Source organism: Flagellimonas algarum (assembly GCF_040513375.1).
In the GTDB taxonomy this organism is placed as follows: domain Bacteria; phylum Bacteroidota; class Bacteroidia; order Flavobacteriales; family Flavobacteriaceae; genus Flagellimonas_B; species Flagellimonas_B algarum.
Genome location: NZ_JBEVTG010000003.1, coordinates 272,348 through 293,203 on the forward strand (window position 1 = coordinate 272,348; position 20,856 = coordinate 293,203).

At 48.0% G+C, this 20,856-nt stretch carries 12 protein-coding genes; 6 read left to right on the forward strand and 6 right to left on the reverse strand.

What is annotated here, in order from left to right; genetic code table 11:
- Genes ABV409_RS14915 through ABV409_RS14940 form a run of 6 tightly spaced genes read right to left on the reverse strand, consistent with a single transcriptional unit; the run spans position 1 to position 6,205 of the window.
- Positions 1 to 513, reverse strand: a complete 513-nt coding sequence (locus tag ABV409_RS14915; protein ID WP_353878420.1) for a hypothetical protein — start codon at positions 511 to 513, stop codon at positions 1 to 3.
- A complete protein-coding gene (locus ABV409_RS14920; protein WP_353878421.1) occupies positions 500 to 1,699 on the reverse strand; it encodes a hypothetical protein in 1,200 nt (399 codons plus the stop codon). The genes ABV409_RS14915 and ABV409_RS14920 overlap by 14 nt, the downstream gene beginning before the upstream one ends.
- Positions 1,700 to 3,865 (reverse strand): type II secretion system protein GspD, encoded by a 2,166-nt coding sequence (locus ABV409_RS14925; protein WP_353878422.1) that lies wholly within the window; start codon positions 3,863 to 3,865, stop codon positions 1,700 to 1,702. It lies immediately after the preceding gene.
- A gap of 3 nt (positions 3,866 to 3,868) precedes the next feature.
- Positions 3,869 to 5,281, reverse strand: coding sequence for a GspE/PulE family protein (locus ABV409_RS14930; protein WP_353878423.1), 1,413 nt, complete (start codon positions 5,279 to 5,281; stop codon positions 3,869 to 3,871).
- Entirely contained in the window at positions 5,281 to 5,802 is a 522-nt protein-coding gene (locus tag ABV409_RS14935) for a hypothetical protein (protein ID WP_353878424.1), read from the reverse strand. The genes ABV409_RS14930 and ABV409_RS14935 overlap by 1 nt, the downstream gene beginning before the upstream one ends.
- Complete coding sequence (locus ABV409_RS14940) at positions 5,765 to 6,205, reverse strand: hypothetical protein (protein ID WP_353878425.1); 441 nt, start codon at positions 6,203 to 6,205, stop codon at positions 5,765 to 5,767. The genes ABV409_RS14935 and ABV409_RS14940 overlap by 38 nt, the downstream gene beginning before the upstream one ends.
- 295 nt (positions 6,206 to 6,500) lie before the next feature.
- Between ABV409_RS14940 and ABV409_RS14945 the strand changes: the two genes are divergently transcribed.
- The 6 genes from ABV409_RS14945 to ABV409_RS14970 all read left to right on the forward strand — a co-directional run bounded on the left by ABV409_RS14945 (position 6,501) and on the right by ABV409_RS14970 (position 20,842).
- Positions 6,501 to 7,178: a hypothetical protein gene (locus tag ABV409_RS14945; protein WP_353878426.1), complete on the forward strand. Its 678-nt coding sequence runs from the start codon at positions 6,501 to 6,503 to the stop codon at positions 7,176 to 7,178.
- A 344-nt stretch (positions 7,179 to 7,522) separates the two neighbouring features.
- Positions 7,523 to 8,686 (forward strand): LamG domain-containing protein, encoded by a 1,164-nt coding sequence (locus ABV409_RS14950; protein ID WP_353878427.1) that lies wholly within the window; start codon positions 7,523 to 7,525, stop codon positions 8,684 to 8,686.
- Between the two features lies 1 nt (position 8,687).
- The gene (locus ABV409_RS14955) at positions 8,688 to 9,953 is read left to right on the forward strand and encodes a fibronectin type III domain-containing protein (RefSeq protein WP_353878428.1); all 1,266 of its coding nucleotides are present in this window, start codon (positions 8,688 to 8,690) and stop codon (positions 9,951 to 9,953) included.
- Between the two features lies 1 nt (position 9,954).
- Positions 9,955 to 13,455, forward strand: a complete 3,501-nt coding sequence (locus ABV409_RS14960; protein ID WP_353878429.1) for an RHS repeat domain-containing protein — start codon at positions 9,955 to 9,957, stop codon at positions 13,453 to 13,455.
- A gap of 35 nt (positions 13,456 to 13,490) precedes the next feature.
- Positions 13,491 to 13,949: a hypothetical protein gene (locus ABV409_RS14965; RefSeq protein WP_353878430.1), complete on the forward strand. Its 459-nt coding sequence runs from the start codon at positions 13,491 to 13,493 to the stop codon at positions 13,947 to 13,949.
- A gap of 11 nt (positions 13,950 to 13,960) precedes the next feature.
- Positions 13,961 to 20,842, forward strand: coding sequence for a DUF6443 domain-containing protein (locus ABV409_RS14970; RefSeq protein ID WP_353878431.1), 6,882 nt, complete (start codon positions 13,961 to 13,963; stop codon positions 20,840 to 20,842).
- The last annotated feature ends 14 nt before the right edge of the window (positions 20,843 to 20,856 follow it).

Sequence of the window (20,856 nt, forward strand, 5' to 3'; positions counted from 1 at the left end):
TCAATGCAGCTGTTCCAAAAAAACCTGGGCCTTGAGATAGGATCGTCGTGATTTACGTTTCCGGTCTTTTTCAAAATGCACATGGGTAACCGCCCCGAAACCCGCATTGTTTTCGATGCTATTGAGAACTTGGAGCATATCGCCGTACGACCCTTCCAACTCGAAAATAAAGGTCTCTATCGAATTCGCGTCGGTTTCGACGGTGTGGGGCAAGTCGAATTTCAACACATTGACATTGTGCATCGCGGATTTTTGGTTTAAAAAATCCAGAAACTGGTTTTGAAGCGTGCCGTCACCTAAATTCAATTGGGCTAGCTGTGCGTTGATCCAATGTTCTTTTTGGGACAGCTTTCGCACTTGTTGGGGAATGGCACTGACCTTTTCATATTTTTCAAGGTTGTCGTAATAGGCCTTTGAGGTGGCTATGGTTTTTTTAATACCGAATTGATAGCAGATGAAGAGCATGAATAGCACCCCGGTGACGAGCAATCTGATTTTTTTATTCGCTAGCATGGGCACTGATTTTTAAGGTGAAATTCGCTGTGTTGGTAGAAATCGATCCATAATCCACAATCGAAATTTGGGCGACCCATGGCAAATCCTCGATTTGCTTAGTCCATATGGTAAATCCAAGTTTGTCCTTGGTTTGGCCTGAAACCAGATACACGTTCTTTTCGATCAGAATGGGTTTGTTGGGTTTTAAGGGTGATTCGAGAGGATGGAATTGCAATTCGGTCAGCGAGATGGTGTTCGGAACGGATTTTCCGAGTTCATTCAAATACAAGGTACTTTGGGATCCTTTCGTATTCAAGATGCGTCCCAGCTGTACCTCTTTTGCCGTGACCCTTTCTTGTAAGGCCGATAGGGTGGTGTTTTTACCATTGGCTTCGCTTAGCCCTGCGACCAGGATTTCGTTTTTTTCAAAATAGTGCTGGAACACCAAAAAATTACACAACAAAAGCAGCAAGAAAAAACCAAGACCAGCGCGCAATCCGATATTGAACAAACGTTCGGCCATGAATGTACTTTTCAAACCCTCGTTGGTTTGAATCAAATTGCCCCGATGCCGTTCTGTTTTAAGCTGGCCCAACACACTCGCGAAAGCCAATAGGAAGGTGTTCGCAAACGATAGTCCGCCAATGGTCAGGGTTTCAACAGCCTTGGAATCGGATGTGAAGGATATCGCGGAATCCGTAAAATCCATTTTAAAATTCGAGCCGGTCAATCCAGCATCTGCGTAAGATTGAAGCAGTATTGCATCGTTCGCTCCAAGAGTAAGGCGAAGTGGGGAATAGCCGGATTTTACAAATTCCTCCAAAAGCGTATCGACAGCATCCTTCCTACATATCGATACCATGCCATGGGTGACCCTTAGTGTCGTTTGATAGTAGAACTTATCCAAATCCAAATTAGGAAAAGCTTGCAATACGATGTCTTCTGGCTTCGATTCCGCTTGTACGACCAGCGTCCTTGTCAAGACCTTGGTAGTATTTAGCGTTACTAACAACGGTTTGTTTTTGTCAATCGATTCTATGATATCCTCCAACCGTTGGGCGGTATAAGTGGCTATGACCTCGAGTTCCCCTTTTCGATACTCCATGACCAATAGCGCAAAATGCAGCGCATCTTCGATCTCGAAAACCTCTAAGGCGAAATAACGTTTGCCATATATCCTATTTTCTATGGACTTGGTGGCCATTTAGTAGATTACGGTTGGTTTGATCAGTATGGTCAGTTTTTGTTTGGAATCTTCCCGTTTTCGTTTGCTGAAGAACCATTTTAGGATGGGTACCCTGGCCAGGCCGGGTACACCACTCCCACTGTCGTTCTTTACTTTTTCTTCCAATCCCCCCAAAATGGCGAGGTCTTGGTTTTGCATGCGGATGATGGAGCTGAATTCCCGGGATGTCAATCCTGGGGGGGCATCTTCTTCGATACGCTCTCCACTGAAATCGGACTGGATGACATTGATGTCCAAAGTAACTTGCCCATCGCCGGAAACCAAAGGTTTGATGCTAATACCCAATTCGGCATCGATTGGGGCATAGTTCCGTATTTCGGAGGTCGTAGGAACCTGCGACCCGAAAAAGTTCTGATTGGTAACGACATAGTAGGTGGTTTCACCGATCGAAAGGCTCGCTCGATGCCCATTCAAGGTCGAAAGTTTTGGGGTTGATCGAATCTTGATATTCCCGTTTTCCTCAAGGGCTTTGATGGTAGCGAAAAACTCCGGTACGACTTTACCGATATTAAAGGACCCAAAGCCATCAAAACCGCCGATGACCTTGTTGATCGTCTTTGCCCCAAGTGTAATATCGGTTGTCGGAAAAGCGGTTCCGACCGTTGAAGTAGGCTCACTGCCGATCCCCCAACTGATGCCCGTTTCTACCGTAGCCGTTTTGCGTACCTCGAGGATCATGACCTCGATCAGAACTACGGGTACGGGCTTGTCGATTTCATTGATGAAACTTTTGAATCGCTCGATTTTTGAAGCCGGACCACTAACGAAAAAGCTGTTCAATTCGAAATCCACTTTGATATCCAGATCGCTTTTGATCTCGTCGGGTAGGATGTTTACCAAAGCTTCGGCATTGTTTTCGTAATTCCCGAAACTATTGTCTTGAACGTTCAACGGACGCTGGGTATTAATACCCCCTGGGCTGCCGAATCCGTTGCCTCCGGTTCCGTTCGAAAAATAGTTGACACTTCCGGTATTGGTACGTCCTGCGGTTCTGCCTCCCCCCATGGGGTCACTCAATAGTTCAATCGAACGGTGCATCATCTGAACGATCTCTACCGTGCGCAAGCTTAGTTGATCGACCGTGCCGAAAAAATAGATATTGTTTTCCTTCTTAAAGGTGAAGTACTTGGGAGTGTTGTTTTGTACGGCTGCTTGACCGGCCCCGTTGCGCCCCCTTCCTGCCGGACGGATACGTTCTTCTTCAAGAGGGGGAATTGTTGTGCCCACCTCTTGACTTTCGAAAATATGCGTTAGTAAATCATCGAAATGGATGCTTTTGGCATTAAAGGTGACCGATCCGGCTTCCTGAAGGGGAGTGGCGGTATAGACATCAAGGTGAAGGTCGTAACTAATGGCGTCGATGATTTCGGAAATTGCGGAATTGGTAAAGTCCACATTCAAAATCTTGTTAACGGTATCGAGTACCTCGTAGCGCATGCCAGGCCGGTTCCCATTCAATCTTCGTCGGTTTGATCCATTTGATTCGGCCGCACTGAATAGATGGAATCCATCGCGGGATTTCGAATACACCAGCCCGTTGATATCGGCCAACTTCTCCATAGCCGTATCGAACGGCACATGCCTTAAATACCCGGTAATGGGTTTGGTCTTGAGTTCGTTTGCGTACAAGAGGTTTTTTCCCGAGGTTTCCATGATACGTCGAAAAACCTCATCAAGAGGAGCGGAATTCGCATCGATACTAAAATCGTCAGCAGTAGCGATATAGCGTAACTCCCTTAGTTTTTCTTGGGGTTCAGGACCTTTGGGGATAAATCGTTTGACCGATAGGATGCTACCCGTGAAATCGATGGTCAAATTGTATTCCTTACATAGGAAGACCAGGAGATCGGCGATGGTAACGTTGGTGAAATTATTAACGATATTGATGTTTGAAATATCATTGGCCACGCTGAGGTTCAACCCATGCACTTTCGACACGGCCAGCAAAAAATTCGGAAGCGTCACGTTGCTCACGTTCACTTCCAGTTTCAAGGTTTTGTTGAATTCCGGATTGTCGACCGCCAATACCTCAAGGTTGTTCTTGATCTGTTGAATGCGGTCTTCTTGCGCGACGCAGAGCGAAACGCAAAAAATCAGACATAGATAAAGGCTAAGTTTCTTCATGGTTCAATGCATCAACAGCGGATATACCTCGACAAGCGAGGTGACCCCATCTTTGACCAATTGGATCGCGTTGGTGCGTAAGCTTGCGATATTGTGGTCTTTGATATAACGGTCTATATCGAGATTATTGTTTTTAACGGCTTCTTCAAGTGTTTTGGTGACCGGTAAGATCTCATAGATGGCCTTCCGTCCTTTGTATCCCGTCTGATGGCAATGTTGGCATCCTACGGCTTGATAGTGGTGGGTAAGGTCAGCGGGTAGATCCAATTGCCCTGAAAGGTCATCGCTATGGATATCGACCTTGGTCTTACAATGGTCACATAGTTTGCGAACAAGACGTTGGGCGACGCTCATGTTAAGGGTACTGGTGATCAGAAATGGTGGAATATCCATATCGATCAATCGCGAGATGGTGCCCCAGGCTGAATTCGTATGTATGGTCGAGAGTACCAAATGTCCGGTCAAGGCTGCGCGAATCGCCATATTCGCGGTTTTGGCGTCCCGGATCTCCCCGACCATGATGATATCGGGATCTTGCCGTAAAAAGGTACGTAAGGCCGTCGCGAAATCAAGGCCGATATTTTCTTTCAACTGCACCTGGTTAACCCCTTGTAGGGTATATTCTATAGGGTCTTCGATGGTCAGGATATTGGTTTCGGCCTTGTTCAATAGTTTTAAGGCCGCGTACAAGGTGGTGGTCTTTCCGGAACCGGTCGGACCCGAGATCAAGACGATGCCATTCGGCCTTTGAATACCTGATAAAAAACTCTTCAATTCGGTTTTCGAAAAACCCAATTGTTCCAATTGCAAGGTCCCAGAATCACGACTTAAGATCCGCAATACCAGTTTCTCACCGAAGAGTGTCGGTAACGAAGAGACCCTCAGATCGAATTCGTCGGCACCGTTTTTAATGGTGATTCGTCCATCTTGCGGCAATCGCTTTTCCGCAATGTCGAGATTGGCCCTGATTTTCACTTTGTTGATCATGGTGGGATAATCCGAAAGGGGTATGCGATACTGCTCAAGAAGTTTCCCATCCAATCGATACCGGATGCGACAACTGTCTTCATAAGGTTCGAAATGAATGTCACTGCTTCCCAAAAGCTTGGCGTTATAGAGTATTTTTTCCAGAAAATCATTGGAATATCCAAGCTGTCCGATTTGCGAGGTATTGGCCACCCTATAATTGGCGGTCAACAGCTTGGTCATCACCTCTGGCCCGCATGGGCGAAGGCTGATCGGCATATCCAAAATGATTTTCAATTCGGCCAAGAGGTCTTCCTGCGACTGTGAATCGGTCAATAACACCAAGGCACCCGCTTCTTCAGCAAAGGGAACGATCCTGTAGTGGAAGGCTTGCTCCGCTGCGATCTTCTGCAGCACCTCGGACGGTATGTCATAAGAAATCACGTCCATTAAATAAGGTAAAGTTCAAAATGATTACTGCTGTAGGATATCAAGAATGTAATGATCAAAAACAAACTCATATAACCCGCTAAGGGTACCGTCGCAGCCGTTCCTTTTCGGTTGGCAATAAGGTGTATGGCCAAGGAAAATAACAAGGAGCCTGTAAAAAGGACGAGAAAAGTCACCATCGGAAATCCGAACGCCATGGCATAGAAGAATAGGATATCACCCAGTCCGATGCTATGGTTCAAGAAAGGTGCACGCTGGCGCATTTTGGTGTAGGCCCAAAGCAGCAATAACACCAAACTGATCAAAATCCAATTTCCCACAACGTTCCAGATGAAACTGATGGTCATTGAACGTTCGAGGTAGGCCAAGGCCATAAAGAGTCCGACCAGAGGAAAGAGGATCCAATAAACAAGACGTTCGCGTAGGTCTTGGTAGGCGATGCATCCGAAGCCTAAAATGGCGAAACACTGGAACACCATGACCTCAGTCTTTAACGGTTTGGGTAGGGTTCCCGTTCTCATCGATCTCCCAAACGTTCATCACTCCGTCACCGTCGAAATCGGTAACGGCTTCGGCCCTGGCTTTGAACGCACTATTGGAAGCCTCCAGAATCTCATACCGGTAGTTGGCCGTGCCGTCTTCGATAACGGTTTTCGGTGGAATGAAATCAAGGGCATCGATGTCATCTGAATATTTGCTGTACATATAGCGATAGGTCGTTTGGGCGTTGTAAAGGGCTTTGAGCTGGGTTTGGGCCTCGATACTCTTGGCTTTGGAAATCAAGGGCATGAGATTGGGTAGCGCAAGCAACAATAGAATCCCGATTATCGCCAAGACAATAAGTGTTTCTTGAAGGTTCAATGCAGAAATCCTCCTTTTGAGAAAAGCGCAACGGCGGGTAAAGGTCATGGTCGAGTAGTGCATAGTAATACCTCCAAATAACAGTTAATTTCCTTCAAATCTTGCATTAATGTTGTGAATGCCGGCTTTTCTAAGGTATAAGTCGTTAAAGCCGTAAGTATGCCATGATCGGTTATGGCCCTAATACACATGGAGCAGCAACATTAAGGTTTTCAAAAGATTGAATGGAAGGTGGGGGATTGCTTTGTTTTTTTCATAATGGATACCACTTGCCATCTTTTGATCTGTATCACGGTTACAATAATATCACTACTGCCTTCGTTATTGGAAACAGCCCAAACACACCATTGACCATAACATGAATACCGTACTTATCGTAGAAGATGAACCCTTACTTTGTGGGGTATATCAAAATCTTTTTGTTACCCTCGAAAACGAAGGGAAGCTACCAAAGAACAAAATCCTTACCGCCCATACCGCGGAAGCGGGACTCTCGTTGATTGAGGAGGCCCGTACTTCAAATCACAGCATAGATTTTTGCATGCTCGATTATCGGATCGGAGGCCAAACTACTGATGGGACCCCCAAGAACGGCCTTATGCTTGGATTGGAAGCCAAGATCCATTTCCCTGATTGTAAGGTGATGATGATTACTTCCATTACCGACCGCTATGTCATGTATTCCATATTGACCGAGTTGAATCCCGACGGCTTCCTCATTAAAAGTGATATCGACCTGAACAATCTCAAACGCGATGTGGGGGCTATTCTAGACGGGCAGATGGTTTACAGTAAGAAAGTGCGTGAGTTCGTCCGAAAATCACGTAAGATCTTTAAGGATATCGATGATCGTGATTTAAAGATGATCCACTTGCTCGACAAGGGGTTGAGCCTTCCTGAAATAGGAACTAGACTTGGTCTCTCTATATCTGGGATCGAATACCGCAAACGGAGGATCGCGCAAAATTTGGGTTCGTCTTCATCGAATATCCAAGAACTCCTTGACTATGTGCGCAAAGAACTCAAACTGATCTAAGACTTTGAAGGGCAAACCTAACCGCACGGTTTGCAAAACAGCAGGACCGCGTTCCCTGAATTCGATGGGGAACCATCTTTCGGCATTCCGTGGATTTCCACTCCGAACATCCCCATGGTAACAAAGGAATTTTCAGCTATTTTGTCTTATCGGATTGAAATGTAAGTCTATTCCGAAGTAATTTTTGTAAGAAAAAAGTCTGAAAACAGGTAAAATAGTGTAGTTCTTCTGATTTTTTGAACAGTTCATCGAAACTAAGGGCTTTCCCTTAGTGTTTCAAAGGCGGTCACCCAAAGAAGTGCGAAAGGCATCGGCTAGTTTTATGAAAACTCAAAACACAAGCGATGTTTCTTTCAAAAAACCACCTAGGATGGGCAGGTTCGATCCTGTTCTCTTTGCTCGCCTTAAACCTGCAAGCCCAAGAAGACCATTACCTCACTTTTGATGGTACAAACGATTATATCGCCTTGCCCATTTCCTATAATGGGGCGAATTCCTTACCCGTGGTCAGTGTTGAAGCTTGGGTGCGTACTTCGTTTTCAAGTGGATCCTACAATGCGAACTGGGCCATTGTCGATTTCGATCGAAGCGACTTCTATAACTTTTTTGTCCATGGCGATGGTCGTGTGGCCTTCAGCACCTATTCCCCAACAGGGGCGATTCAAGATTTCTACGGGTCGTCAACAGTAAACGATGGGCAGTGGCACCATATCGCCGCGGTTTATGATGGTACCGACAAGTTCATTTATGTGGATGGTGTCTTAGACGGCACCCAGACCAACCCTCACGGCGGTACCGCTTTAGGTAAATCGACCACCCGCTTCGGGTTTATTGGTGATGGGTCCGAAGCCTCCTCTTATAACGCCAACCGCAATGGTGAATACTATACGGGTGATATTTCCGAATTACGCATCTGGCACAGGGTGCTTAGTGCGTCTGAAATCGATGCGAATAAACAACCTGGTGTAGTGACGGGGGGCGAAAGCGGTCTCCATGTATTGTACAATTTCGACAACGGTCTGGCGAACGATTCCGGCCCCAATGGGTTTACCGGTGAATTGTTCAATGGTCCTACATTCAACAATACGGATGGGGTGCCGACCGGAAACAATGGTGGCGGAACTGGCGGAAACTCTTTGTGGTCGGCCAACGGCAATGACGTTTACTACGAGACCGGCAATGTAGCCATCGGCAGGGCATCCGTTCCCGCGGGTTACAAACTGGCTGTTGATGGGTTTGTCCGGGCCCGCGAAGTACGGGTCGATCAAGACAATTGGCCCGATTATGTATTTAAGGCGGACTATGACCTTCCGACCTTGGCAGAAATCAAAAAGCACATCGCGGAGCATGGGCATTTACCCAATATCCCTTCGGCCCTTGAAATCCAACAAAATGGAGTGGCTTTGGGGGAGATGGACCGCCTCCTCTTGGAGAAAATCGAAGAACTCACCTTGCACATCATTCAATTGAAACAAGAATTGGAAACATTGAAATCAAAACAACAATAAGATGACGATCACACGCAGATCCTCGCTTCGATCGATTTGGACAATCCTGTTGCTTATCGGCCTGTTTGAGGTCATGGCCTACGCCGGAAACCCCGGAAATGGAGCCATGGAAGAAGAAACGGACTGCGCGATTCCTCCTTTGTTCGCGCAGATTTGGAACGAGAATTTCACAGGATTGGCCAATGGGGCGATCGATGATAACGGAACGACCGCTTGGAGCCGAACCGTGACCACAGGGACCCTGGAAGTCCAGAACGGCTTGCTATTTTTTCAAGGGGTAAACAACGGAACCAATGGCACGTGGATATCGGAAGACATTGATATCAGCAACCACACCAACATCAGCATCTCCTATGTCGTTGCCGATGCCTTGGATGCCGAAAAGGAAACCACCGATTATGTGAGAGGGTATTATATCCTTGATAACGGAAGCCGTATACAATTCGGGAATACGACCGATGATGTACCGACACCCATCACCGAAAGCGTGAGTGGTCTGAATGGCAACACCTTGCGTATCGAAATCGATTTTAGGGTAAGTTATGGCAACGAAACCTATACCATAGATGATATTTTGGTCGATGGTACCGCCACCGGTGACTCACAGGCCCCAACGGCACCGGCGGGTCTGGCTGCTGGGGCGGTAACCACATCGACCGTTGACTTGACATGGACGGCGGCCACTGACAATGTCGGTGTGAGCGGCTATCGCGTGTACCAAGACAATATTGAAATCGCTTCCAATGTAGGTGGCACCTCTTTTCAAGTAACCGGTCTTACTGAAGCGACCGCTTATGATTTTACCATTCGCGCATTTGATGCGGCCGGGAACCTTGGCGCAAATAGCAATACCGAAACGGTAACCACCGCCTCCTCCGGTACCGGTGGAGGGTCGAGCGTATGGACCGAATCTGGAACGACTGCGAGCTACACCGGTGAAGTGGCCATTGGTCGGTCGACCGTCCCTAACGGCTACCTATTGGCCGTAGACGGTGACATCAGGACCCGTGAAGTACGTGTGGATCAAGACAACTGGCCCGACTACGTGTTCAAAGCGGAATACGGCTTGCCCCACTTGGAAAGCGTAGAACGCTATATCAATGAAAATGGGCACTTGCCCGGTATTCCTACCGCTCAGGAAGTTGCTGAAAACGGGGTCGAGTTGGGGGAGATGAACAAGTTGCTGCTCGAGAAAATCGAGGAACTTACCCTCTACATCCTAAAGCAGGAAAAACGAATCAAGCAATTGGAAAATAAAGAACGATAAGATGATGAAAAATATATTGATGTCTTCCGCCTTATTCTTGTTGGCACTGCCGGTGATCGGCCAGCAGTACGAACGGCAGCAGGAATTTACGGTCATGAACCCGACCTCCTTTGAGATGTCCCGTTTCGAGTTGACCCCGGTGAACAAGTATACCGGAAAGGCCAATGTGAATTTTCCGTTGTGCAATATCGCCATTGATGATAAGCAGCTCGGTCTTAGCCTTTCCTATGATACCGGAGGTATCCGTGTGGCCCAAGAAGCTACCTGGGTCGGCTTGGGTTGGAATTTGGGCGGACTCCCGGTCATTACGCATCAAATCAACCAACGCAGTGATATCGGCAATAAGAACAGCCCGAATACGGGTTATTGTTTCGAACCGGCCCTTCCCCAAGGGGGTATAACCGAGGCTTATGCTCAGTATGTAGCCAATGCCCCGACCTTGCCTTACGGGCAACCCGACACCCAGCCCGACGTGTTCGTGGCCAACTTGATGGGTGCCACCGTCAAATTCCAATTGACCCAAAAAGCGGTCACGACGACGATAGAGGTCATCCATTTGGATGAGGGCAATGCGGATATTACTTATAACGAAGCGACCCAAGACTTCACGGTCATTGATGAAGAAGGCTACCAATACGATTTCACCCATACTGAATATTCGACCACTTGGTCACAAGAGGGAGGTTCACTAGGTTTTGAATGGGAACCCAATCAGATCATCGGGGTCGATGGATCGACCCAATACAATACCGGTTTCGACCGTTGGATACCCACCGCCTGGTATGTTGATAAGATCACTTCCCCCGATGGCCATGTGTTGGAATTCACTTATGACGACGAACTTGACGATGCGGTCAATGTGACGGCCAGTCATCCGGTCTACTCCAGCAATATTACTTTGGATCTTTGTGCCCTTCAAATCCAAGGTGGCAGTTTGGACGGATGGCAGTTCGCCAGTTTCGAGAACGTCACCGCCTCGCGTACCCTGCAAGAGGTCAAGGTGTTGAGCCAAATCGAAAATACGACCACCGGCGAGCGCTTGGTCTTCAACACGGCCCCGCGTGAGGATATCCATCCTTATTCTACGGATTATTTGGGGAATATCGCTTATACGGCCATCGCCGTCGATCCGACACCGAAGCGATTGACCGACATCGAGGTGTACGCTTCGGCTACCGACAAGACAAAGACGATCGCCTTCCAACAGAGTTATTTCAATGAATTCCGTTTGGGTACCCCGAACGCAGTGGATTATTTGCGTTTGAAACTTGACGGATTCAGCATGTACGACCAACAATACGCGTTCAAATACAAATGCGACGATGCCCTACCGGAAAAGCATTCGAAGTCGGTCGATTTTTGGGGGTTCTACAACGGTATCGAGAACAGTTGGCGGATCCCTTTCGTCAAGGTCCAGGGCAATTGCCCTTTCGACAACCCTGCCCAGGTACTCAACGAGGCCGAGGTCAGTAGCGGCGCCACCAAAGGCAGTCATTTCGAGAGTACCCTGATTGGTTCCTTGGAAGAGATCCGCTATCCGACCGGGGGTACGAGCCAGTTCCAATTCGAAAACAACGAAGTCACGGTCAATCCTTTTGACAACATCTTGAACGCCGACGATTTCAATGCCCCTCATTTGTTCAACCATTCGGTGGAGCCCGGTTATCCGATTTCGGCCCCGGCCAACCCCGATATCAAGACCTACGCGGTGGGCGGTCTGCGTATCAAACGCGTGGTGAATACCGATAAAGACGGGGGGCCGCTCTTACAGAAATCTTATTCCTATCTTGACACCATTGCTTCTGGCGTGGTGGCCTCGTCAGGGGTGCTGATGGACCCCATGCATTTCTTTCGTAGCAGCATCCGTTCGACTGGTGATCAGGCGAGTAATCTTCCAAATTATAGCGGCACCTTATTCTATGGATTTAATATCAGCAATGGCAATGTGTTCGGTACCAACAATTCGGCCATGGGTGGTTTTATGGGCTATACCAAGGTGACCGAATTGATCGAATCGGCGACCAATGCCACCGATAACGGCCGAATCGTATCCAAATACATCAACATTCCGAACGAATCCTTAGCGGCTGAAAACGGCGATTATGCCTATATCGTCGAGTCGATACCCCACCATTACGAAAGTGCCAATGGCAAGCTCCTAAGGGAGGAAGTTTATGACACCAACGGGGCCATTAAACGGGTCGATGAATTCAACTATGTCATTGACGTTTATGAAAATGCGACCGCCTCTGACTTTTATCAAGTAGGCTACAAATTGTACTATGGCGGTTCGCCTGCCAACCTGATCATCGATTGGCATGAATACGACGCCCGAAAATTCGTCACCTGGTTGACCAAATCCAAATCGGTCGAGCATTTGGATGATGGGCAGTTGGTGAAGGCCGAGCGCAATGAATATAACGACTATGATCGTTTGGAGGCGGTACAGCGTACCACCTCCAAAACCGCGACCATCGATTACGCTTCCAACCTGTTCAACCCTTTGAATTCCGAACGCATAGAATATTATTATCCATATGATTACGAATATGGGGTCGATGCGTCCGCGATTTCCTCAACGCTCTTCAACGACAACCGGATCAGTCAACCCATCTACACCCGCTATTTCAACAATGGCCGATTCGTTGGGCATCAGTTGACCAAGTTCGCGGTCAACAACGGGAATACCAAACCGGAAGGGGTGTATTACAATAAGGAGGACAAGACATTGGCGTCTATGGAGAACCGTGTGACTTATGACGAATACGATGGTTATGGAAACTTGGTCCAATACCGCCAGGCCGATGGAGTGCCCGTTTCGGCGATTTGGGGGTACAACGGTCGTTATATGGTGGCCAAACTTGAAAACGTCACCTATCAGCAGATCGAAAACCTATCCGAATTCGGCTCTGGTTTTGATTTGGGCAATACCGGATTGACAACCCAGCAGAAGAACCAGCTCAAGGGGTTGCCCGAATCCATGCCCACGTTTTACGATTATGATCCCCAGGTCGGTATGACGCAGATGACCGATACCCGTGATTATGAGACGAATTACGTGTATGACCAATACAATCGCTTGGTCGAGATACGCGATGAACAGAACAACCTGATCGAGGATTACCGCTATGAATTCGCCGATGTAGGCTTGTATCCTACTGAAGAATTCTCGGAGTGCTTTAATCTTTTGACCATCGATCGGATACGCACCACGAACAACAGGGTACAATACTTCAGTGTGGAAGCGGATGTTTCCGGTGGCTTCGGAGCGTATACCTACGCCTGGTTCATCGGTACCGGTACCAGTGCCCGAACGGCGACCTTCGATTCAAACCCGACCAGTACCACTTTGGAGCTCACGCATGAGGTTTGTTGTGACACCCGGATATTCATCAAACTGGAAGTTAGTGACGGTACCCAAACGGCGACCCGCATCATTGAGAACCCGAATTACGACCATCCTGAGTGTTCGCCTACGGCCTGCACCAATGGTAATTTCTAACCTCAAACCTCCTGGTCCAACGAAAAAACGAAGCAATGAACACACATCATTCGATACATAAAACCATAGTAATCTTGTTGTTGTCCCTCCTGGTGAACGGCGCGGTTTGGGCGCAACAGCAAATCGCCCCGCAACTTCTGCACGGGTCCTGGCAATTTAACGAAGCTTTGTCCGTCAACCGTATGGATCCCGACCTTCGCGAACGGCTCCAGGGGTCGACCGACCTCCAGCAATTCGTGCAAACGTATTTTTCTGGGAAACGGATCACTTTTTTACCCAACGGGACTTTCGTGGTCCTGTTATCGAATGGTACCCAATTCCAAGGGCAATGGTCGTTACAGGGCAACCAATTGACGACCCAGACCCAAGGTGCTGGCCAAGCCAACCAAATGGTGGCAATGGGCAACGCCAATGCCCTTTGTTTGATTCCCGAACAGTATGCCGATCCGACCATCAAGCAACTGTTCAAAGAAGCCCATTACATTAAAAACTAAGCCTTGCAGTCATGAGAAAAACCAGCATCAACATACCACAGTTCATTACATTCGTCTTGTTCCTTAGCATGGCGTTGTCCGCAAAGGCCCAGTTCAGCATTCTCGGTGATGGATCGGTCAATGTCAACGTCAATGAAAACTATACCGTTTCGAATTCTTCAGGACTTTTGGGCAATACCTGGTCCGTGGCCGGAACGGGTATGACCTATACCATCGTCTCAGGGCAAGGTACGCCTAACGTGACCATTCGCTTTACTTCGGTCGGCAATGCCATCGTGAACTACAACGGTTTCAACCCGAGTACGAACAATGCCGTGATCATTTCGAAACCGGTGACGGTCAGCGGAACCGTGGTTGGGCCGGTAACCATTACCTCAGGGCCGACCGGGCGTTGCCAAGGTGGGGGTACGTCCGATTACAATGCCTCTGCCAGTAACGCGACCAGTTATACGTGGTCCCTATCGAACGCCGGAAGTTCTACTATCAATAGTTCGACGGGGCTGGTTACCTGGAGCAGCAGTTTTTCGGGGACCGCCCGCGTAAACGTGACCGCAAACGGCCCCAATAACAGCAGCAGTTCGACCTTTCGCAATGTGGTGGTCGAGCCTGCTATTTCTACGGGGTCTTTGGCCTTAAATTCAAGCCCTAACGGTACGACCACTATTTGTAGCGGCCTGCCAGTGACCTTATCTTTAGACTTTGGACAGTCTAACGTAACCTATGAGCTATTACGCAACAATGTGGTTGTTCAATCCGTCACCGGCAGCAATACGGCCGTTACCTTTAGTCCGGTTTCCTCTAGTGGAACGTATCGGGTACGGGCCTCTAAAAACTTAAGCCAATGTCCTGATGTACTGGGCCCGACCTTAACACTCAGTTCTTTGCCCGATGTGGGTAGCTTTTCGATTACGGGAGGCACTTCTAGTAGATGCCAAGGTAGTGGCACCAGTGATTTCAACGCCTCGGCTTCCAATGCGACCAGCTATTCTTGGTCCATCGCTAACGCGGGGGGATCGACCATTAACCAAAGTACCGGGGTCGTAACATGGAACAGCGGGTTTTCGGGTACGGCAACGATTTCGGTTACGGCCAGCAACAGCTGTGACTCCAGAACGGTGAATCGAAATGTGACCGTCAGTGCCCCACCGATTACGTCCTATACGCTTTCGGGTACCAACGCCCTTTGTTCGGGGACTTCGGGTAGCATCACCCTATCCGATTCACAAAGCGGGGTAGACTACGAATTACGACGTGGTGCCACCAGCATCGCGACCTTACCAGGAACAGGGGGAGCCCTGACTTGGACCAACTCAACGATCACCTCAGGCACCTATTCGGTGGTGGCTTCTAACGGGGTCTGTTCCGATGTGACCTTGACCAGCCAATGGACCATTGGCACTACCTCGGCCGGATCTATCGGAATCAGTGCCTCTACGGGCGCTTTCACGGATCTTTGTCCGGGCCAAATACAACTCTTTCCCCAGAATACGAATACCGTTCTCAGTTGGGAAGGGGTCGATTCTTGGAACCAGACCAATGCCTTGGTGACCATAGCGGCTGGACAAAGCATTACGGTCACCTTGAACGCCACCACGGCGAATTGCAATGTGTCCCAATCGGAATCGGTCACCTTAACGGCCAAAGCGGCACCAAGTGGAGCAACGATTACCTCGGGCTTGCAGGCCGTTTGCCAGGGCACGTCCAGCACCGATTACAATGCTTCAGCCTCCAATTTCGATACTGAAGAATGGACCTTGACCCCTGCAGGGGCCGGTAGCATCAATCAAAATGGTACCGTACAATGGAATGCCGGGTACACCGGCCAAGCTACGGTGACCTATCGGGCCATCAGCGACTGTAATGTCTCGGATACCGCTACCCGTACCGTAACGGTGAGTGCACCTCCGAATGCATCGTATACCCTTTCCGGAACCAATGCGCTTTGTTCGGGCAATTCCGGGAGCATCACCCTATCCGATTCACAAAGTGGGGTAGACTACGAATTACGACGTGGCGCCACCAGCATCGCGACCTTGCCAGGAACAGGGGGAGCACTGACCTGGACCAACTCAACGATCACTGCCGGCACCTATTCGGTCGTGGCTTCGAACGGTGTGTGCGCCGATGTGACCTTGACCAGCCAATGGACCATCGGTTCCCAATCATCGGATCCCATTGCGATCAGTTCATCTGCAGGCGGGTTTATGGATATTTGCCCTGGGCAGGTGCAGTTGTTTCCAGTGAATACCAACAGCGTTCAAAATTGGACCGGGGTCGATTCCTTTACCAGCACCAATGCCTTGGTCACCATCGCCGCCGGCCAATCGATAACCGTCACCCTTTTTGCAACCGACAATTGCAATGTTTCGCAGCAGACCAGTGTCACGCTGACCGGTTCGACCGGACCTAGTGCTACCTCCATCGATTCGGGCGACACCCAGATTTGTCAAGGTACCGCGAGTTCGACCTATACCGGATCGGCAACCAACGCCACGACCTTTAGTTGGGATCTCAGCCCAAGCGCGGCTGGAACCATCGATTCAAACGGCACGGTAAGCTGGAACAGCAGTTATGTGGGGCAGGCCACGGTGATTTACGAGGCCCGAAACAACTGTAACCAGACCGACACCGCCACCGTAACCGTGGATGTGACCAATACCCTGACCTATTATGAGGACAAAGACCGCGATGGGTTCTATATCAATACGGTACAGTCTTGCACCAACCCGGATACCGCGATATATGTCACCCAGGCCGAGGTGACCGCTTTTGGTGATTGCGACGATAACGATAACAGCGTAGGGGAACCTTTGACCTGGTATATCGATGCGGATGGGGACAATTACCCCTTGGCCGATTCTTTTGTGACCAGTTGTGTCAACCCGGGTATCGCCTTGGGCAATCCGGATGATTACGCCTTTGGCCCATATGTTTCGACCGACTGTGATGATACCGATCCCTTGGTGACCATCACCCGTTGGTACCGCGATGTGGATGAAGACGGACTTGGGGATCCCTTTGATACCAGCCTGTTGCAATGCGACCAGCCTACCTTAGACGGGCCATGGGTCGACAACAACAACGATTTCTGCCCCAACGATGATCAAAACACCTGCGGCAATGTGCCGGTCAGCACGGATTTTGGACCGAATTATATCTACAAGAGAACATATCAAACCGAACGATCGGGAAGTGCTACAAATTTTTTCACACAAGATGCAGAGCTTATTCAGAGCGTGACCTATTTCGATGACCTTGGGCGACCGGTACAACAAATTAATCTGGAACAAGCACCTGAAATCAATGGTAGTAAGCAAGATATCGTGACCCATATGGTCTATGATGGTTTTGGGCGTATGGCCCAAGAATGGTTGCCGGTACCCTTGGATGCCGGGGCAAGCTTTGGTGCGACCAAAGCTGGCGTAGAAAGCAGTATCAACAACCATTACAATACAGCAAAATATGAGAATACTACAAATCCTTATTCCTTAAAAGCCTTCGATAATTCACCTTTAGATAGGGTGGAGAAACAAGCCGCCGCTGGTAACGACTGGGCTATGGGATCGGACCATGAAATGGAGTTTGACTATGAAACTAACGAGACTACAGAAGTACGCTTTTTCGAAGTGGAGTTTCCAGGTGGGAATACAGAAAGCCCCGAACTTAATCTAAATCCAACAGAATATTATCCCGCCGGTCGTTTGTTCAAGACAATTACCTTTACTGAAGACCACGTTGGCCCCAGCAAAGACTATAGTACCGAAGAGTTTATTGATACTCAAGGACGAACAATTCTAAGGCGATCATATGAGGGAGGAGCTGCACATGAAACCTATTACGTCTATGATGATTTTGGCAACCTGACTTTTGTACTACCCCCCAAAATGGATGCCACTACCGCCACGCTAAACGACCTACAGTCGGGCATGGCGGATCTCGGATACCGCTATGTATACGACTACCGCAATCGAATGGTAGAAAAGCAACTGCCGGGGAAGAATAAAGAATATGTTGTGTACAATAAATTGGATCAACCGATTATGACCCAAGACGCCAACCAAAGGGCGATCGGGGAATGGTTGTTTACCAAGTACGATGCCTTTGGGCGGGTAGCCTATACCGGCAAGCATACGGATACTGCCGATCGTTCAACGGTCCAAGCCAATGCGGATGCCATAGCACAGCATTGGGTGAGCAGGGGAAGTTATTCGGTCGATGCCATGGAGGTGGGCTATACCAATGGGGCCTATCCAACTTCGAATATCGATGAAATCCTAATGATTAACTATTATGACGACTATACTTTTGATTTAGCGGGTACTACTAATGCCCATTTGGCTTTTGATGTAATGACTATTAGCGATGTAAACGGTCTCGCTACAGGTACTAAAGTCAAGGTATTGACTACAAACACTTGGATTACCACTGCAACGTTCTATGATGAAAAAGCACGGCCGATTTATACCTACAGCAGGAACGACTATTTAAATACCACTGATATAGTAGTTACCAAATTAGATTATGTGGGACGTCCCTTAAAGGTCCGTTCCGCCCATACCCGCGGCAGTACCAATGTGGTGACTTTAGACAATTTTACCTACGACCATGTGGGCCGATTGTTGAGCCAGACCCAGTGTATCGGTGACGATAGTTTGGGTGAAAGTTGTGACGGCGTTGTTGATGGAGGAGGTGCCGAAACCAATCCGATCATTGGCGACCCGGTCGTCGATACCGATCAGGTCGCCATTGAAAGCATTACCCTTAGGGCCGGCCCTGGGGAGGTGGTCATCCTCAGACCGTCGGTGGGAGGAAGTTCCGCTACCTTGCGTATCGACCCCAACGCCGCTCCAGGTGGGGGTGGAACGGGCAGCCCTGCCACCAGCGCCGAGGAGTTGATCGTTGCCAACAGCTACGATGCCTTGGGGCAATTACAAAGCAAACAGGTAGGGGGTGACCCTAACGGTAGTGGTCTGCAGACGGTGGATTACGAATACAACGTCCGCGGATGGTTGGAAGGGATCAATGACGCCAGCCCTTACGACAATGCTTTGACCTTGAATAGCGACGACCTTTGGGGATTCCGGATCAAGTACAATGACATTGCCGATACAAGTAAAAAATTGTTTAACGGCAACATCAGCGAGACCCTTTGGGCTTCGAAATCGGTAAATCCCGGTACCCCGGGCAATCCGGTAAGTTCCCGATACACCTATACCTATGATGCCTTGAATCGTATCAAGACGGCCATAGACGATACCGGGCACTACAACGTGAACAACATCAGCTATGATAAAAACGGCAACATTTTAAGCCTAACCAGGCAAGGACAGTTGTCGGAAAATCCGAGCAGTTCAGTCTTTGGGGTGATGGATGACTTGGCCTATAGCTATGATAATGGAAATCAGTTGTTGGCAGTCGATGACCAAAACGCCATAGGCGAAGATTATGGATTTGTGGATCGTGCAAACACAACTATCGAATTTGGTTATGATGTAAACGGAAATATTACTTCTGACTTAAATAGAGGAATTACAAATATAGAATACAACTATTTAAATCTTCCAATGGAGATCGTTGTTAGCAATGTAGACCATAATGGAACGATATCGTATATTTATGATGCAAATGGAACCAAAATAATGAAGAGTTCTGCTGGGAATACCACTTTGTATGCGGGAAGTTTTGTTTATTCTGGTCCTACAGGTAACGAACAGTTACAATTTTTTGGACACCCAGAAGGATACATAACGTCTGAGGCCTCGGTTTTTGATTATGTTTATCAGTTTAAGGACCAGTTGGGGAACATCAGACTTTCTTATCTTGACAATGATGGCGTACTTGAAATAGTAGAAGAAAAGAACTATTATCCATTCGGTTTAAACCATAGTGGTTATAATAATGGTGGCTCAAACTCTCTTGGTAATGATTTTGCAGAAAAGTGGAAATTCCAAGGACAAGAATTGACCGACGAATTGGGCTTAAGCATTTTTGAATTTAAATATAGAATGCATGATCCGTCAACAGGGCGGTTTTGGCAAGTTGATCCTTTATCGGAAAGTTATAGCTATCAATCGCCTTATAATTTTGCGGAGAATAGGGTAATAGATGGTTTTGAGCTGGAAGGTCTTGAATGGGTTGATACAGAAAATGGTTGGCAATATCAAGGATATGATTATGGACCTCAACAATTTGGACCTCAACCTCAAGGAGCGGTTGGAGTTGCACCTGCCGGATCTTCTCCCGTTGCTGCGTGGGTGACAAACGAACCAAGGGCAATACCTTTTACAGGTACCGTTGAAACACTTAATGTTGGAGGACCGGATGGAACGGTACAACAATTTCAGGCAAATGAGAACGGTGTAGTAGAGTTACCTAGCAGCGGAACAGAACAGACTGGCCCGAATACTTCTGGAACTTTTGAAATCGATGGATACACTGTCTATGGTTATTACAACAGGAATGATGTATCTGGAGCTGTTGAAGACCAATTTGGAACACCTAATAATGTAGCCAATATGATAAATAGTATTACTGAGTTCAATGAAACCTCTTTGATTGATAATTCTACAAATCCAGTTCAAATCGGAGATATGAGATCACCAACAAACGGCAGAACAAACATAAATTCAACTGCTACACATCATGGGAACAATGGTGCATTTGATCTAAGACTTGTAGGTGCAAATGGCGGTTTACCTGGCGGTACGACGGTTAATAATTCGAGTTACAGCGCGGAAAACACCCAATTGTTGGTCAATGCTTTAGGCAATAATGGATTTACAAGATTTTTGGTTGGACCAAATGCCGTAAATAATTTAAGTAACAGTGGTTCGATAACAATACGGAATGGTGGTACAGTTCATAACAATCACTATCACGTTGATGTCGACTAATTCAACACCGACAA

What these genes read in the sequence shown, in the direction of transcription:
- ABV409_RS14950 (WP_353878427.1), top strand. Translation starts at nt 7,523, where the DNA reads ATGTTTCTTTCAAAAAACCACCTAGGATGGGCAGGTTCGATCCTGTTC.
- ABV409_RS14930 (WP_353878423.1), bottom strand. Translation starts at nt 5,281, where the DNA reads ATGGACGTGATTTCTTATGACATACCGTCCGAGGTGCTGCAGAAGATC.
- ABV409_RS14920 (WP_353878421.1), bottom strand. Translation starts at nt 1,699, where the DNA reads ATGGCCACCAAGTCCATAGAAAATAGGATATATGGCAAACGTTATTTC.
- ABV409_RS14925 (WP_353878422.1), bottom strand. Translation starts at nt 3,865, where the DNA reads ATGAAGAAACTTAGCCTTTATCTATGTCTGATTTTTTGCGTTTCGCTC.
- ABV409_RS14965 (WP_353878430.1), top strand. Translation starts at nt 13,491, where the DNA reads ATGAACACACATCATTCGATACATAAAACCATAGTAATCTTGTTGTTG.
- ABV409_RS14970 (WP_353878431.1), top strand. Translation starts at nt 13,961, where the DNA reads ATGAGAAAAACCAGCATCAACATACCACAGTTCATTACATTCGTCTTG.
- ABV409_RS14935 (WP_353878424.1), bottom strand. Translation starts at nt 5,802, where the DNA reads ATGAGAACGGGAACCCTACCCAAACCGTTAAAGACTGAGGTCATGGTG.
- ABV409_RS14960 (WP_353878429.1), top strand. Translation starts at nt 9,955, where the DNA reads ATGATGAAAAATATATTGATGTCTTCCGCCTTATTCTTGTTGGCACTG.
- ABV409_RS14940 (WP_353878425.1), bottom strand. Translation starts at nt 6,205, where the DNA reads ATGCACTACTCGACCATGACCTTTACCCGCCGTTGCGCTTTTCTCAAA.
- ABV409_RS14945 (WP_353878426.1), top strand. Translation starts at nt 6,501, where the DNA reads ATGAATACCGTACTTATCGTAGAAGATGAACCCTTACTTTGTGGGGTA.
- ABV409_RS14915 (WP_353878420.1), bottom strand. Translation starts at nt 513, where the DNA reads ATGCTAGCGAATAAAAAAATCAGATTGCTCGTCACCGGGGTGCTATTC.
- ABV409_RS14955 (WP_353878428.1), top strand. Translation starts at nt 8,688, where the DNA reads ATGACGATCACACGCAGATCCTCGCTTCGATCGATTTGGACAATCCTG.